This is a genomic window from Parapedobacter indicus (genome assembly GCF_900113765.1).
GTDB lineage: Bacteria > Bacteroidota > Bacteroidia > Sphingobacteriales > Sphingobacteriaceae > Parapedobacter > Parapedobacter indicus.
Map to the genome: position 1 here is coordinate 303,815 of NZ_FOQO01000008.1, position 17,113 is coordinate 320,927.

The following is a 17,113-nucleotide window of genomic DNA, read 5'->3' on the forward strand; positions in this document are numbered from 1 at the left end:
CTGGGATACTACTCAATGGTTAATGTGCGCCGAAAGGCCGTAGAAAAGATATCGACGCGATAGTCGGGTGTAATGTTGTCCTCGAAATTGATCTCTACCACCCGGGTGCCGGGCGCCGGATTGTTGAGCAGTTTGACATACACCGTATCTTTGGCTTTTATTGCCTGCGGAAATACGATGGAATATTTACCGTTTCCATCCGGCTGAATGGCGTTTCCATCACGATCTACAATCTGGAAATCTTCGTCAATGACGGCGGCGTCAACGCCATCGGGTGTAACGACTGAATAGTGGGCAACTGCATCGTAATTCCTAGTAAATTCGGAATAAAACTGCACCGGGAATTTGAGCAACTCACTTTGGCTTCTGTTTACAGTAACGCCGCTGTTGTTGTTGGGTACATATACGATGTAATAGTGATGTTCGTATTCCGATAGCCCTGCGGGATAGTCTTTGTCTTCGCAGGCAGTAAACAATACGCCGGATAACAGGAGCGCCGCAATTAATACATTTTGTGTTTTCATTAGAAAATAGTTTGTTCTTAATAGTCTAATGGAACCTGCATGTTCATCGCCTTGTTGTATCAGGCGTTGACAGGGCAGGTTTCATTGTTCAATGGTTTATACTTATTGCCAATTGGGATTTTGGACCACGCTGCCACCACTTAGGGTGACCTCATTGAATGGAACCGGATACAGGTAATCGCGGTCAGAATCAAACGACCGTACGTTAGTATCTTCCACGACCAATACCCCTTCACTGTTGATATTCAAGGTAGAGGGATCTGCGCCCACCCAGTCCTCTGCATCAAATTTAGCTCCGAGCAGCTGCTCTGGAAGCAGGGTCTCTGCAGTTTTCCAGCGGATCAGGTCGTCGTAGCGAAATCCTTCCAGGGCCAGTTCAACCGTCCGTTCCCTTCGTATTTCTTCGCGCATATCAAGGTTATTGACCTGAGCGAACGCATTGGAAAGGCGTGCAGAAAAGCCTGCCCGTTGTCGCAACGCATTGATGGTGAGATCCAGATCCGCATCGCTGAGGGAGCCATTCAATTCATAGGTTGCTTCGGCATACGTGAGCAGCACTTCCCCATAGCGGATGAGAATTTTATCTACAGTTCCGGCACCGTTCGTCTGCCAGTCTTCAATGTTGAACCCTTTTTTTGCAGCAAAAGCCGAACGTGATCCCAAGGTAGTCGTCGGAATCCAGGGGCCTTTATAGGCCTGTTCTCCGGCTTGGAAGAGCGTCATTGCCAACCGCGGATCACGATTTTGAAAGATCGCGTTGTAACCATCCTCTTCGTTTTCCTCAATAAAATGTATGGAACGGGTTGAAGAAGGCTTGTTTAGTTCATTGAAAGCGGGCAGCCCATCCGAATAAAGATATTGCCGCACCAGGTTCCGTGTGGGTGCGTTGCGTCCGTTTTCCATGTCGCGGGAGTAGTTGTGTCCCACAATCAAGTTGGAAGGGCTTACTCCATAGATCTTTACGAAGATGTTTTCGGTATTGTCCGGCCCTTCGGCCTCATGCTGAAACAGTCCATCATAGGTAGGGTACAATTGGTGTCCCTGATCCATCACTGCCTGGGCCGCCTGCACCGCCAAGGTGAGATGCGACTGCCAGTCGCCGTCATTGTGGAATTTAGCATAGGTACCTACGTAAAGGGCTATCCGGGCTTTTAGTGCGAGCGCGCTACTTTTCGTTACCCGGCCATATTGTGCGGTTGGCAGCTGCTGATGGGTGGGCAACCACGCCGCCGCAAAATCCAGGTCGTCATAAATCGCCTGGATGACCTCTGCTTTCGGTGTGCGGGGCATGGTAAGCTCAGGGGCATCGGTATCGAGGGTTTTCAGGATCAGCGGGACATCGCCGTATTTCTGTATCAAGCTGAAATACGCATACGCCCGGAAGAAACGTGCCTCGCCGAAATATCGGTTCTTGATTTCGTCAGAAACCTGGGCCTTCCCCCCTTTTTCCAAAATATTATTTGCTGTGAAGATATCCCGATACGGGTTATTCCAGTCGCCGCTGGTATTGGGAATGGTTCGGGTACCATTACTTACGGAATTGGCGGTTTGGTTAACGTTGTCGTCACCACGGGAGTCTAATTGGAAGCCCGCCAGCAGTTGGTAGTGTCTATTGGTCGCATTCATCAGATCGGTCTCTGTATTCCAGAAATCCACATCGCTGAATTCACTTTCCGGAAAACGGTCCAGGCTGCAACTGCTGGCAATTCCTGCCAAGCAGATAATGGCTATCCGGATAAAGCTCTTGGTTTTATTGGGTTGTCTCATCATTGTTCGATTAAAAGGTAACATTCAGTCCAAAGGAATAAGAACGGAAAAACGGATAGGTGGTTGCACCAACATTGTTGCCCACTTCCGGATCAAATACGCTCATCACGTCGGTCGATTCCCACAGGTCCTGACCCGAAAAATATACGCGCAAGCGTTGGATTTTATCCGTCCGGATAGGGACGGTATAGCCGAGCTGCAGGTTTTTCAACCGGACATAACTACCGTTCTGTGCCCATCGGTCGGAGGACCTATAATTGTGTGCACTGGTCTGATACATACGTGGGAAGTATGCGTCCGGATTTTCCGGTGTCCATCGGTCCATATGAATTGTCCAAGGCATATCAGCGGTACCCAGCATGGGAGAGAGCGTTCCTTCGTTGATGAGGAACTTCCGCTTGGCCGCCCCTTGAAAAAAGATGGAGAAGTCAACGTTCTTCCAATCGAAACCCAAATCCAATCCATACGTATACCGGGCGTTGGTGGTGCCCAAATAGACTAAGTCTCCCGAATTTTCGGGCGTTCCCTCACCCGCATTGATACTGCCATTCCCATCCAGATCTAGGTATTTAACATCGCCTGCTCCGGCATTGCCCGGAAAAAACGGTGTGACCACTTGTTCCTTATAGGCATTGTATTCTTCCTGTGATTGAAAGAATCCATCTGTGCGGTATCCCCAAACACTGTTGAGTGGATAACCTTCGAGCAGCTCCACCACACCACCATTGCCGATCGAATTGCGTCCATCGTACCGTACGAGCTCATTTTGATTGTCGGAAATATTGAACCCTACCCGGTAATTGAATGCGTTAATCCGATCACGCCACCGGATATCAAATTCCCAACCCCAGCTTTTCAGTTCACCGATATTCATGGAGGGGACATTGATCCCTATGATGTTGGGTAGGTTCAGCTGTGCGAGCATATCTTTATTACGTTTCACGTAGTAATCGGCCGTAAGGGATAGCCGGTCATGGAGGAACCCGGCATCGATACCGATGTTCGACTGCTGTACCGTTTCCCACGTTTTCTGTGGGGAGGCCAGTTGGTTTTGGTAAAAATACTGCGTTCTAATATCGTTAAAGACAAGGTTGTTGGTCTGGGTAAGTCCGCTGGTTAAGAGTGCGATGTAATCATACAATCCAAGTACGGCACCGTTCCCTAATTGCCCCCAAGACCCTCTTAGCTTAAGTGCTGAGAGGATCGACTGATCCTGCATAAAGTTTTCCTGGTCAATACGCCATGCCGCAGAAAAGGAGGGAAACAACTGCCACCGATTTTCCGGCGCAAGCCGCGAGCTACCGTCGTAGCGGAAAGACGCCTCAAAGAGGTATTTTTCGCGAAAGTTATAATTCAGCCGACCGAAGAAAGACCCCATCGCCCAACTTTCAATCTTGTCGCCGTTAGTTTTGGTCAATGGGTCGGCAAAATTGAAGCTGAAGAAATCGTTGGTGATCATGCTTTGGGCACCCGCCGAAAACTCATCTTTCCGATATTCTTCGAACGACGCGCCACCGAGCAGCGTAAAATTATGCGCATCGGCCAGGGATAGGTTATAGGTAAACACGCCTTGCAGGTTGTTATGATAACCCCGATTCTTGGCCATGCTTTTGGTATTGGGGTCGTTTATGCGAAATCGGACCGTGTTGGTGGTCCGTCCGTACCACAGCAGCGTACGACTGTCATTTTCCATGGAATAATAGTCTTGGTTGCGCCATCCCGACAAATCAAAAGTCAACCCCTTGACCAAGTTTTGCACCTTGAGGTTGAGCCTTCCGGTAAACGATTCATACATACGTTGCTCCAAGCCTCCATTCTTTTCAATATCCACGGCATTGATTTGCAAGTCGCCGTTATAAGGTTGACCCGTGATATCTTCGGCGGGCACATATAAACTTTGGCGGGCACGGCTACGGTAGAGGCGGTTGATGATTTGCTCTGTCCCATAAGCGTTTTCGTTCACGATGGAACCGATGTATCCTGCCACCACTTCCACACTGAGGTACTTGTTGAGCTCCGCATTGATATTGGCCCGCAGGTTATACCTCGAATTATCATCCGGCCCATAGCGCAGCACGCCATCTCTTTTATAGTAACCGCCCGAAACCAGGTAATTCATCTGGCTGGATCCACCATTTATCGAAAGCGTATGATTCTGCATACCATTGTATTTGTCCATCCCCTCTTTGAGCCAATTGTTGTTGCCGAAGTACTCCCAACGATCCTGCGTAGGGTTAGGACGTACGGAGAAGTTGGGGTTGCTTACCCACTCCATTTGCTCTTCGCTGAATTCCGGATTTCCCGTCGCATTGCGGCGCGATTCGTCTATCAATATCTGTTCTTCCCACGAATTTAACCGTTGAGGCTGGCGGGCCGTGGCATTGATGCCATAATAGCTATTGAAGTTGATGCGGGTTTTTCCTGCGGTACCTTTCTTGGTAGTCACCAAGACTACCCCGCCTGCTGCACGAGCTCCATAAATGGCCGACGCGGAGGCGTCTTTTAATACCGAGATAGATTCGATGTCATCGGGGTTCAGCAGGTTCATATCCATTTGGATGCCATCTACGAGCACCAACGCACTGGTGGTGTTGGATGAAGAGAATCCCCGTATACGTATACCGTATCCTTCTGCTCCAGGTTTTCCGCTGCCGCGGAAGACTGTCACCCCCGGCAAAACGCCCTGCAGGGCACCGGTTACATTGGCCACGGGCCGATTCACCAATGCATCTCCGCTCACCTGTGCAACGGCCCCGCTTAGGTTTACTTTTTTCTGGGTGCCGAATCCGACCACAACCACCTCATCCAGGGCTGACACGTCGCTTTCGAGTGTTACATTGACGATGGTGCGGCCGTCGACAGCGATTTCCTGTGGTACAGCACCCAATTGCGTAAACACCAACGTACCGGTACTTGGTGTCGAAATCCGGTAGTTTCCATCGTCATCCGATGCCGTAGCGATAGTGGTTCCCTTCACCGCTACACTGACCCCAATGGCGGGCGCACCGTCCTGGAAAACGATTTTTCCGGTCACTGTAAGTTGAGACTGGGAATAGGCCATTTCCATCCAACATATTAACAGTGCAATCACGAAACCGTAGTTTCGCTTTTTTGTAAAACGTTTGCTCATCTGTATAGGTTTATATACGTTTATAAAATAGTTACAGCGAGCAAAAGTATTCGGGAATATCCCTTTGTACGGGGTAATTATTGTTTGAAAGAGGGGTAAAAAATGTTCACAGCCATAATAGTGGGTATCGGATAGGCAGATTTCGGATTACTTCTTCTTCGGTAGGCTGATGTTCAAGGGATATCCACGTGCGCAAAAGCTCCTGATCGCCATACGCGAGCGCGCCCATGAAAAGAAACGGTTGGGCTACGGGCCAGTTATCCCAATACATCACGTCTTCAGCATAGGGCCACTTGCTTTTATCCTGCACGAAAGGCAGCATATACTGTAGACCTTTACCGACTGAGCGACCATTGGCCATTGCATCATACCAAAGATCCGCTCCCGGCTTCGAAAGCAGGGAACAAATCGTAGCCATGGCATCGAGATTGAAAAGTGAATATCCATAAGGCTTCGTCCGTTCGATTTCCAACGGAAAGCTTCCATCTCCGGCCATCTGCTGGGGAAGCAAAACCGTTTTATACCGATCTGCACACTGACGCATCAGATTGGTATTTCCGGTATAACCAGCGAAGGCTGCCACCTGCATAACCCAGCATGTTCCGTGGTTATTTTTTGCGTTCATTTCCTCAATGCCATAGGGGTGTGTCGTTAACCACGTCAGGTAATCAGCAAACCATTTTTTAGTCCCTTGACTCATCGCCTCGTCGAGTAACCCCGCCTCATCCAAAAGACCCAATGCCTTGGCTACCTCGATCAGGTGAATGGTATCAATGATCCCAATACCTCGCCCTGTAACGCGGCCTTTGATAGCCTGCGCATATAGGAGTGAAGGGTTCATGCGGGTATCGGGATCGATGAACCAAGCAGACACATGCCGGAGCGCGTGTCGTACGTATTTTTCATCGCCGGTAAGCTTCCATGCAGACACCAATGCCCCGACAACGCGGCTGAAACGGATCATCGCCAAGCGATGATCTACAAAATTATCCGGATTGGAAAGCCCATCCCTCCGGATGTAAGGGCCATCGGGATGCTCCGGATCGGGCCACCAATAGTCGCCCTCTGAATAAAAATCGTGTTTGCTTCCGGCACTTCGGGCGGCAATGCTTGCCGTAACGGTAACCGGTTGTTGGGTAAGTGCCCAAGCTGCTGCTTCCATTGTCTGGTCGTGCAGTGTAGCCGTGATCATCTCCGCTGCACGCTGTTTTGCATCGGTTAAGTCCAATGGCAGAATTGCTGTTTCCAAGCTATCTGCTGCAGCTACGGCAACCATCCGATCGCCGGTACGTTTTATGCGGATAACCGCGCGGCCGTTGTATGCCTGCACTTTACGTGAGCCGTCTGATGTGCCAAGATCGGCCAGTAACCTGCCGTCGCCTGCCACTGAAAAATAGATGTAATTTGCGGCATCAAGGCATAACACCCCTTGTTTATCACGCAGTGTTGCCTGAACGGTAACCGTATCGACCTTTGCTTCGAGCATCTCAAGCCGTATGGATGCAGGAGCCGACCACTTGGCGGTCTGATAAACCTGCGTGATGTGATCTCTTACGGTAACACTGTCTTTGTGTGCGATTACTTCCAGCTTGTTTTCTCCTTCACGTAACAGGACCATCCAACGAAGACCCGCAGCGGGAAAATCCTGGCTGTCACGTTTACGAATACCCTGACTTACTCCATTGACAAAGAGTTCGGCTTTGTCGCAATTGGAATAAACTTTTACCATCTTTTCCTCACCTTCATCGCCCCATCTGACCGGCCAGCTGTGTCCATAAATATGGGCCATGGGTTTTTCCGACCAATAGGACTGGAAGATATAATACGATTCCTTTTTGTTGAAATTGCGCTCCACTACTCCTTTTTGATTAACATAGGGTACCGGGTTTTCCGGACGGATGGGGGTGGAAAAATCCTTGAACGGCCAGTAGGCGGTACCCGTGAGCCAGGGCATCGTTTCCTGTTCCTTGAGGTGCCAGTCGATGAGGTTGCAGATGTAACTCTCGCTCCAATCGCCATCCTTGGATACACGCGCAGGGCCACCGAACAGCGATGCATCGCCTGCACGCTCGTCAGCCGTGGTGCTATGCATCACTTCCGACAATCCCCTGTCGGGACTTTCCGAATGCCGCCGGGCATGGCTATCGCCCCCCCATTCCACGTGGAGGAAGTGATCGACCTTATTGAATTCAGCCTCCGTGGCCGTTTTATAATCTGTATAGATTCCCCGGTACCAACCTGCCCAGATGGAGGGCGAATAGACGTCGACAATATCCTTACAAAAGTCACATCGCCGGATGGCAGTTTTGCGGAGCGGATCCAACCAATGTGCCAAGTCGTTCAACTCTTTCATGAAGGTTCGGATTTGCTGCTGATCGAACACTTCAAAGTCTCCTGGCCAATCGTTTTCATTGCCCAATCCCCATATAATCACCGCGGGATGATTATAATGTTGCTCAATCATATTGGTAAGCATCCGGCGGGCCTGTTGTTTATACCGATCACCGCCGAGCCCGCCGCGGCACCAGGGGATCTCCTCCCAAACAAGAATGCCCAGGCTGTCGCAAGCTTCCAATACGATACGAGATTGCTGGTAGTGGCCTAAACGAATAAAATTGACCCCCATTTCCTTCATCATGCGCATTTCCTGCCAAATCATGTCTTCGGTCATGGCTGCCGCCACTCCGGCATGATCCTCATGACGATGGGTGCCTCGGAGCAATAACCGCTGGCCGTTGAGATAAAATGGACCTTTCCGCGCAAACTCGAACTGGCGGAAACCGACCCGCTCGGTATGTACACAGGTATCCGTTTGGGTTGCTAAGACAATCCGAACCGTATAGAGCCGGGGCTGGTCGGGCGACCAAAGCATTGGCTGTTTAACCGTGAAACCAGCGAAATCGACCTGGTTGTCGCGGATATCGATAGGCTGCTGTTGCGTTTCGACAACCCGCCCTTCGGCATCGAACAGTTCTACCGTAGCTTCCGCATCCGATAGCTTATCCGGGTTGTAAAGACGCGCACTCAGTTTGACTTCCCCTACTTGACCCGCTTTATCGGTGGTTGCGGTTGCGAAGAGCTTGTCTATCGATAGCGGCGGTACATACACTAGGTTAAGATAGCGGTATAACCCGCCATAGACATTAAAATCCGATAGATCGGATGGGATCAACTCCAAATCGCGGGAGTTATCACACCGGATCGATAATGGAATCCGGCCTTTGAATTGCTTCGTATATACCTCCGTGGCTTGAAATGCTTGCACTGCATCGGTAATATCCACCGACCATTCATCGTATCCACCCACATGTTCACCTACTTTTTGGGTATAGATATAGACGTCCGTTTTTTGGCCTGCACCTTCGAAATGCAACAATATCCGCCCGTTTTGATAGGGATTGGCAATCTCCAGGGACGTGCGGTACCATCCGGGGCCTTGGTAGTAATTTACATTAGGTGCTACCGCATCTGTAGCATTGAAGCAGTGGGGCAGGGACACAGGCTCCCAACTGGGAGAAGCCTGTGGATCGCCCGCTTTATACGGGCGTACAGACTCCCAAATACCGCCCAGGTCCTGGCGTACAAATTCCCAGCCATCGGTCAACCGGTGCTGTTGCTGGGCTAGCGACGTTGATGCAAGGCAAAGTTGAAGCCCTACGATGAAGAGGCAAATACGTTTCACGATAAGATAAAGCTATTTATTGGTAACCATAATTGAGTCGTAAAAGTAAGGGGGTGATCAGGTAAAGAAGGGTATTAATCGATTTATTAAGGGGTGTAAATTGTTCATTCCGGGCCCTAGAGCCGAAGCATCGCAGCTTCTTTCAACTCTTTTGCCATTTTTTCAATGGCGTATCTCAATGCGGTACGAGGCATGCGGCTTTTGTTCTTCATCACATAATCAAATACCTGATCCTGATGCGACTTGCTTGCTGCCTTTAACAACCAACCGTATCCTTTTTGTACCAGGTCGTCGTTGTCTTCCAACAGGTTGTCGGTTATCTCAAAAATATCGTTGACAAACTTGCCGTTTTTGGCAGGTATGATCAATGATACAGCTGCGGCACGCCTTAGCCAACGATTTTCCGACTGCGTGAAATCCTTCAGCCTTTCCAAATTGACGGGAAACATCTCAATCAACGTACCGACCGTGTGGTTGCAAAGTGTATCGCACGATGCCCAATTGGTTACACATTTCCTTAGCCAACGTTCTATTATCAAAAAATCATCCGGCTTAAACTGTTTCCGAATGCTGTACATTAGGTTGCAGGCTATGATCGATTCTTCAAAATACCCGGATTCCCATAAGATATCGCAGCATGTAATGATCTCCGACTTAGTGAGCTTATTAGTTTCCTTCATCAACTTTCTCCCTACAGCAGCTGCAAGTGGAAGTTTCACACCATAACTTTTTATGGGTTCTTTGAAGAATCGTTGTTGTGATAAAACAACCTCTCCATCGGCGAGTTCTGTTAGTTCATTTCTGATTTTCTCTATGACCTCCATATTTTCAGTTTACTAAGACTGCTGGATATAATCCAAAAGCTGCGACAAGATGACAAAATTCAATCAAATACGTATATAATATTTTTGGCACGGTTATTGACAAAACATAAATATAAAATTGTCTTTTCATAATTTAGGTTTATAATTGGTTAGTTTAAAAGCCCTGATTCTCCCCGTTTCAGGGCTTTTTTCTTTGGCAGGAAACCTTTATCTTTGCATTTTGTTAGTTACCCATAACGCCATGTACACCTTTTTATAGCTCCGTTTTTATCATTCCCGCTTGTGACAAGCGCCTTCGGATTTTTTACTTTTTATTTTTACTTTTATTTTTTTAATACATGGCCAAACAGAAGATTTTTGACACCGCTATACAACCCGAAACCGCTGTATTGGTAGGCATTATCCTGCCGGATTCCAGTGAAGTAAAAGAACGCGAATACTTAGAAGAATTGGCGTTTTTGGTCGATACCGCTGGAGGTACCGTAAAAGAGGTCTTTACCCAGAAACTCAGCCATCCTGACCGAGCCACCTTTGTGGGCACAGGAAAATTGGATGAGATTAAGTCGTATGTAAAAGCGGAAGAAATAGACATTGTCGTATTTGATGACGAATTGTCACCTTCCCAACTTCGCAACATTGAACGGGAGTTAAATGTAAAGATTCTCGATCGCAGCAATCTCATTCTGGATATATTTGCCCGGCGGGCTAAATCCGCACAAGCTAAAACCCAAGTGGAATTGGCACAGCTACAATATCTCTTGCCCCGACTGACACGTATGTGGACCCACCTTGAACGGCAACGCGGCGGCATCGGCATGCGCGGTCCGGGGGAGAGCCAGATTGAAAGCGACCGCCGGATGATTTTAAACAAGATCGCTTTACTGAAAGAACGGTTAAAATCCATTGACCGACAAGCAGAAACACAGCGGAAAAATCGGGGTCAGTTAATCCGTGTAGCGTTAGTAGGATATACCAATGTGGGGAAATCGACGATCATGAACCTGATTTCAAAATCAGACGTTTTTGCCGAAAATAAGCTGTTTGCCACACTGGACACCACGGTACGCAAGGTTGTCATTGACAACCTGCCATTTTTGCTGTCGGACACCGTTGGTTTTATCCGCAAATTGCCCCACCACTTGGTTGAGTGTTTCAAATCCACGTTGGACGAAGTCCGTGAAGCAGATATTTTGCTGCACGTGGTGGATATCTCCCATCCCAGTTTTGAAGACCACATCCGGGCAGTCAATGAAACCCTTAAAGATTTAGGTGCACTGGATAAACCGACCATCACCGTATTCAATAAAATTGATGCCTACCGTCCCTACTCGGAACCGCATGAGGACGATAGGGAAACAGAACCGCAACCCGTATCGTTAGAAGACTTCAAAAGCAGCTGGATGGCAAAGCATAACAGCCCCGCGGTATTCATATCGGCTATCGATAAAACAAATGTAGAAGAATTCAGAAAACTGTTGTATGATAAGGTGGTAAGCATGCATACGGAAAGATATCCATACGATAATTTGTTATATTGATGAACAAGCGGGTAACTTTTCAAGACTGGGGGCGAGTAGACTACCAAGACGCATGGGATCGACAGGAAACATTATTTGCGGAGGTAATCGCACAAAAGTCGGCAAACCGCGTGAATGGCACGACAAGGCCCACCGCCAATTACCTCGTGTTCACGGAACATCCGCATGTATACACATTGGGCAAAAGTGGCAAACCGGAAAATCTGCTCCTGGATGAAACTGGACTGGTAGAAAAACAGGCAGCCTTTTACAAGATTAACCGCGGAGGCGACATCACTTACCACGGGCCTGGACAAATTGTGGGGTATCCTATACTGGACCTTGATAATTTCTTTACAGACATTCATCTATACCTCCGCACATTGGAAGAAGCTGTTATCCGCACGTTGGCTGACTATGGCATTGCAGCGGGTCGTTACCCCGGATATACGGGAGTATGGCTGGATGCAGACAACGACCGAGCCCGCAAAATATGCGCCTTGGGTGTACGGGCGAGTCGATGGGTGACTATGCATGGTTTCGCTTTCAATGTGAATGCTGATCTCGCATATTTCGACCACATCGTGCCATGCGGTATCGATGACAAAGATGTAACGTCTATGCAACGGGAACTAGGTGCGCCACAAGATATGGATGCGGTGAAGAACCTGTTAAAGGGTCATATTGCAAAACTATTTGAGATGGAACTTATCGGATAAATGGCTTTTTCGGGCGACCAATATCAACCGGTACGGGTCTGTTGAGCTCGTCTTCGAAACCTGCAACCTTCACCGCGTGAAGCTTACGTGCCGTTTGCGCCTTCACTCCCATGGTCTTAGCCGCGATCGGCTGCATACGCGGATCGATAAGGCCAAGCGCTTTGGCCAACAACGGATCGTCCAAAGAACCGATCGGCGCCCATGGCAGGTAATCCCACTCGTCGACCTCATACTGCGGATCTAAACCGTTTGGATAGTCTCCGAATCCATTTTTATTAGCCAGTTTCACAATGATCGGCTGAATCCCCCACTCAATCTCAGGAGGCTCGCGTTCGTCAATGATGGTAATGGATCCTTCGTTTTTACCCACGGTCGTTTCACCGATGTGTATAACATTTGCGTCGGATAAAAATGGCCGTAGGTTATTGATAACCAGTTCACTAGCGGAAGCTGAGTAGTTGGTTGCGAGGATATATACCCTAGGTAAATTCAAATTCAATTCGTTGATTGCACTCACGACTTCGTCTGCAGACTCGACTTCCTCTTCATCGTCAGAATCGCCTCCGAACAATTGATAGTAGGTAAGTGTTTCATCATCGTAATTGCTATTGTACTTATATTCGATAAAGGGATCGTTCTCCCTGAAATTAGCCTGAATAAGGCCTGACATAATCGCCGCGATCCATATACCGCCTCCACCATTATACCGCAAATCCAATATGAGGTCACTTACACCTGCAGTCTTAAATTTAAAAAAAGCATCCAACAGTTCATTGGGCTGTTCATTCAGAAATCGATTGTAAAACAGGTATCCCACTTTTTTGCCCCCTGCGGTTGTAATGACGGTGTCTAGGTGAATAGCTTGTTCCTGAAACCGCTCGACCGGCGTAAGTTCTATCTCTTGGTCAACCACAATCTGATCGTTTTCATTGATATGCGCCAGTTGTACACGAAAGGTGGCGGAACCATAATAGGGCTCTAGCACTTCCTGGTAATTCTCAACCGTCAATGCGCGGCCATTGATTTCGGTAATGATATCCCCACGTTCAATCCCCGCTTCATCCGCTGGAGAGCCTTCCAATGCATAGCGGACAGAAATAATTACTTCGCCAGCTTGGTTAATCTGAAGCAATCCGATGCCCAACCCCACCGTCGTGGAAACCCCCGATAGGTCGTCTTCCAAATCTTTGGCTAATTGAATCCACGAAAACCGATCGTCTGGGTGTAGGATTTTGTCAAAAAATTCTTCAGGGCCGAGATCGAAATCTAAATTCCGATCCTGAGGTATCGAAGTATTCCAATAATATACATCGCGCATATTCTCAATTACCCATTGATTGGTTTTTTCATTTTGGGAGGGCTGTACATTTCCACCATTTTCTTTTTTACAGGCCGTAACCAGCAAAAGAACAGCCGCTACCATCCATACAGCATGACTCACTGTTATTCGGTTGAAAAGTATCGTGTGCATTGGAGAAGAATTAAAGATCAATCAAATCTCAATAAAAATCTTGATATAAACAGGTAAACGGGGATGTTTGTTTCACCCTTTATGTCGAAATGTATCCATGGGTTACTTCGATCTGGATATTCCATTCACTGCGCATCAATGTGGGTTTGTCGCCTAAGCGGTAAACAGGAGTCTCGGCATAACGTCCCGCCACAATGATCTCCGTATCTCCGCGGTGCTCATTAAACAAATTATGCACCAATTCTGGATCGTTGTTGTCTCGCGATAGGTGCGACAGAAATAGATGGCTCAGTTTGGGAGACCGGTATTGTCTAAATAACTCCAGGGCTTCCGTGTTGGACAAATGCCCGTAACCACTGCGGATGCGGTTTTTGAGGAAAAAAGGATAGCGGCCCTGCATGAGCATGTCCACATCGTAATTGGCTTCCAGGAAGGCAGCATCGCAACGACTGAAATAATCCACCATTCGTTCGCAGACGCGGCCGATGTCTGTAAACACACCCACCGTATATCCGCCACTATTTATGAGAAAGCTATGGGGATCTGCGGCATCGTGGAATTTCCGGAAAGAAGTAATTTCCAGGTCGGCCACCGTCACGGTTTGCAGATCGGCCAACGGATGCAGCAAGCGATCAGGTATCGCCAACCGGCAACCGGCACGAGTACCATCCGACAGGAATACCGGCAGTTGATACTTATTAGCCAATACGCTTAATCCCCTTATGTGATCGGTGTGTTCATGGGATACGAAGATAGCCTTCACCTGCTGCATAGACAGCCCCTGTCTTGCCATCCGTTTCTCGGTTTCCCGACAGGATATACCTGCATCCACGAGAATTGCCTCTCTGCCATTACCAATATAATAGCAATTGCCGTTGCTGCCTGATGCGACTGAACTGATGAAAAGGGGCATTTCACAAAGTAATGAAAAAATTAACACTCAGGCAAGCTCAACGGAATATTCACGGCTAATCCACCGTCGGCGGTTTCCTTATACTTTGCATTCATATCCTGAGCCGTTTCCCACATGGTTTTGACCACCGCATCCAGACTTACTTTCGCTTTATCCGGATTGGATTGCAGGGCCAATTGCGCCGCCGTGATCGCCTTGATCGCTCCCATGGTGTTGCGTTCGATACACGGGATTTGTACCAATCCGCCAATGGGATCACAAGTAAGGCCTAAATGATGTTCCATGGCGATCTCAGCCGCCATAAGCACCTGCCTTTGCGAACCGCCGAGACGTTCGGTAAGTGCTCCTGCTGCCATGGCAGATGATACACCTATTTCTGCCTGACATCCCCCCATTGCAGCTGATATGGTAGCTCCTTTTTTGAAGATACTCCCGATTTCGGAAGCCGTGGCAATAAACCGGATGACGTGGTCTTCGCACAAACCATCGTGGAAAGCAATGAAATATTGTAACACCGCGGGAATCACCCCTGCTGCACCATTCGTCGGCGCCGTAACTACCCGTCCGAAGGAAGCATTTTCTTCGTTGACTGCCAACGCAAAACAGCTTACCCAGTCCAGCGTATACTGAAAACTATTCCCCCCCGCACGGATAGCCCCTATCCAGCTCTCGAAATCGGCATAAGGTCTGCCCGATATCAACCGTTTATTAAGTTTATGGGCTCGTCGTTCGACCTGCAGTCCACCGGGCAACGAACCTGTTGTATGGCATCCCCGGTAGATACAATCCCGAATGGTCTCAAATAGGTGAAGAATCCCTTCCTTAGTTTCCGCTTCCGATCGCCATGCCTGTTCATTTTCCAATACCAGTTCGGAAATTTTAAGCCCGGTACGCATACACCCCATCAGCAGGTCATGGGCATTCTGTATTGGGAATGGCAGATCGACCTCTTGCTTGCTTCCGCCCTTATCGCCCTCTTGCACCACAAAGCCACCGCCGATGGAATAATAGGTTTCACTTACGGCTGTGCCATCAGTCAGCAACGCCTGAAACGTGACAGCGTTCGGATGGAAGGGAAGACTTTCCCCGTACAGGAATAGCAGGTCGTCTTTATACTGAAAAGGCAGTTCATGCGACCCGCCCAGTGTTAGTCGGCATTGCTGTTTGATCCGTGCAATCTTGGGAGCTACCTCGTCTACCGCAAAGGTAACCGGATCGTCTCCACTTAGCCCCAGTAATACTGCGATATCCGTACCATGCCCCATGCCTGTTTTGGCCAATGAACCGTAAAGCAGGATTTTTATGGCTTCTGTTTGCCTAAGTACATCATTTGCTACCAGTTTCTGTGTAAATAGCTGAGCAGCACGCCAAGGCCCGAGCGTATGCGAGCTGGACGGCCCGATGCCGATCTTAAACATGTCAAAAACTGAAATCTGCTCTTTCATTTCGTATTCTGTATCGGGTACGTTTGCAAAGGTATTGCTTTTATTTCAGCTAATAACATGTTGGATGCACGGCAGGTTTCTTTGACAAAAAGTTTTCAACGGTGGCGGAGTAAATCGATAAATTTCTTCTTAATGCAGTAGGTTTCGTATTGCATATAAGAAGAACTTTATTTAAGTTTGAACTGAATTACAGACAAATACTAATCAATTTAATTATTTCCTCATCATCAAAACTAAAAGTCATGGATAACTATGGAAATTATGACGGTATGAGCGGTGGTTTATTTGCAGGTATCGGCATTATCGGGATCATTTTTTATTTGGCCATCATTGTCTTGTACATCGCTGGTCTGTGGAAAATGTTTGAGAAGGCGGGAAAGCCCGGTTGGGCTGCGATTATTCCCATCTACAACATGATCATCATCGCCGAGATTGTAGGCAAACCCATATGGTGGGGTGTTGTTGCGGCCCTGGTGCCCTGTGTAAACATCATTTTCTCCATTTGGCTGATCAATCTGTTGATGAAAAGCTTCGGCAAAGAGGTGCCACTGTGGACCATACTAGCTCTCTTTTTTGGAATCGTGGTATTCCCGATCCTGGGCTTCGGAGATGCCCGGTACATTGGGCCTACCGCTGCGGAAGCGACGGGTGGCAACTCCTTTAACAACCTGAAGAATGACTTCGACAACATAAAAGATTCGTTTGACGATCAAAACAATCCACAAAATCCAACGGTATAATATTTCAAGTGCCCAATTTGCGTGGGCCGTTTGCAGCCTGGAGACGTCCTCCTGGCTGCAAAATTTTTTATTGCCCTGTCCGTTCAAGTCGCTTACGGGAATAGATTGTCCAGGTTGCGGATTCCAGCGTTCGCTATTGTCCCTATTCAATGGTAATTGGGCAGAAAGCTATCATCTCTATCCGCCCACCATACCCTTGTTGATTGTCTTGTTATATGCCCTCGTGAAATGGAAAGTCGGGTTTGACAAGCGGGATATTGCTATGAAGATATTGGCCGTGGCTTGCGGTTGGTTTGTAATTGGTGTATATATACTAAAACTTTGGAGCGGGCACGTGTAGGATAGATGTACGATTTTGGATTTTAGATTTACGAATTTTGG

General features: G+C 48.2%; 12 protein-coding genes. 4 read left to right on the forward strand and 8 right to left on the reverse strand.

What is annotated here, in order from left to right; translation table 11 throughout:
* Positions 1-8: 8 nt before the first annotated feature.
* From BMZ56_RS17360 to BMZ56_RS17385, 5 genes are all read right to left on the reverse strand, one after another.
* On the reverse strand, positions 9-524 hold the full coding sequence (locus BMZ56_RS17360; protein ID WP_090628814.1) for a hypothetical protein: 516 nt from the start codon (positions 522-524) through the stop codon (positions 9-11).
* 102 nt (positions 525-626) lie between these two features.
* Positions 627-2,294, reverse strand: a complete 1,668-nt coding sequence (locus BMZ56_RS17365; protein ID WP_245893276.1) for a RagB/SusD family nutrient uptake outer membrane protein — start codon at positions 2,292-2,294, stop codon at positions 627-629.
* A gap of 7 nt (positions 2,295-2,301) precedes the next feature.
* Positions 2,302-5,421, reverse strand: a complete 3,120-nt coding sequence (locus BMZ56_RS17370; RefSeq protein WP_090628816.1) for a SusC/RagA family TonB-linked outer membrane protein — start codon at positions 5,419-5,421, stop codon at positions 2,302-2,304.
* A 106-nt stretch (positions 5,422-5,527) separates the two neighbouring features.
* On the reverse strand, positions 5,528-9,103 hold the full coding sequence (locus BMZ56_RS17380; RefSeq protein ID WP_245893277.1) for an alginate lyase family protein: 3,576 nt from the start codon (positions 9,101-9,103) through the stop codon (positions 5,528-5,530).
* A 116-nt stretch (positions 9,104-9,219) separates the two neighbouring features.
* Complete coding sequence (locus BMZ56_RS17385; RefSeq protein WP_090628817.1) at positions 9,220-9,927, reverse strand: DNA alkylation repair protein; 708 nt, start codon at positions 9,925-9,927, stop codon at positions 9,220-9,222.
* 338 nt (positions 9,928-10,265) lie between these two features.
* On the opposite strand from BMZ56_RS17385, the gene hflX reads away from it, so the two are divergent.
* Positions 10,266-11,465: a GTPase HflX gene (gene hflX / locus BMZ56_RS17390; RefSeq protein WP_090628818.1), complete on the forward strand. Its 1,200-nt coding sequence runs from the start codon at positions 10,266-10,268 to the stop codon at positions 11,463-11,465.
* Positions 11,465-12,163, forward strand: a complete 699-nt coding sequence (lipB, locus tag BMZ56_RS17395; protein ID WP_090628820.1) for a lipoyl(octanoyl) transferase LipB — start codon at positions 11,465-11,467, stop codon at positions 12,161-12,163. The genes hflX and lipB overlap by 1 nt, the downstream gene beginning before the upstream one ends.
* Here lipB and BMZ56_RS17400 read toward each other — a convergent pair.
* The 3 genes from BMZ56_RS17400 to BMZ56_RS17410 form a co-directional block, all read right to left on the reverse strand.
* Complete coding sequence (locus tag BMZ56_RS17400) at positions 12,153-13,634, reverse strand: S41 family peptidase (protein ID WP_090628822.1); 1,482 nt, start codon at positions 13,632-13,634, stop codon at positions 12,153-12,155. The genes lipB and BMZ56_RS17400 overlap by 11 nt on opposite strands.
* Before the next feature lie 79 nt (positions 13,635-13,713).
* Positions 13,714-14,547 carry an MBL fold metallo-hydrolase gene (locus tag BMZ56_RS17405; RefSeq protein WP_090628823.1) on the reverse strand — a complete coding sequence of 278 codons (834 nt, stop codon included), beginning with the start codon at positions 14,545-14,547 and terminating at the stop codon, positions 13,714-13,716.
* A 20-nt stretch (positions 14,548-14,567) separates the two neighbouring features.
* Entirely contained in the window at positions 14,568-15,992 is a 1,425-nt protein-coding gene (locus tag BMZ56_RS17410) for an L-serine ammonia-lyase (RefSeq protein ID WP_090628825.1), read from the reverse strand.
* Between the two features lie 242 nt (positions 15,993-16,234).
* On the opposite strand from BMZ56_RS17410, the gene BMZ56_RS17415 reads away from it, so the two are divergent.
* Together BMZ56_RS17415 and BMZ56_RS17420 are read left to right on the forward strand one after the other, a co-directional pair.
* Positions 16,235-16,732 carry a DUF5684 domain-containing protein gene (locus BMZ56_RS17415; protein ID WP_090628826.1) on the forward strand — a complete coding sequence of 166 codons (498 nt, stop codon included), beginning with the start codon at positions 16,235-16,237 and terminating at the stop codon, positions 16,730-16,732.
* A gap of 136 nt (positions 16,733-16,868) precedes the next feature.
* On the forward strand, positions 16,869-17,072 hold the full coding sequence (locus BMZ56_RS17420; protein WP_245893281.1) for a hypothetical protein: 204 nt from the start codon (positions 16,869-16,871) through the stop codon (positions 17,070-17,072).
* The last annotated feature ends 41 nt before the right edge of the window (positions 17,073-17,113 follow it).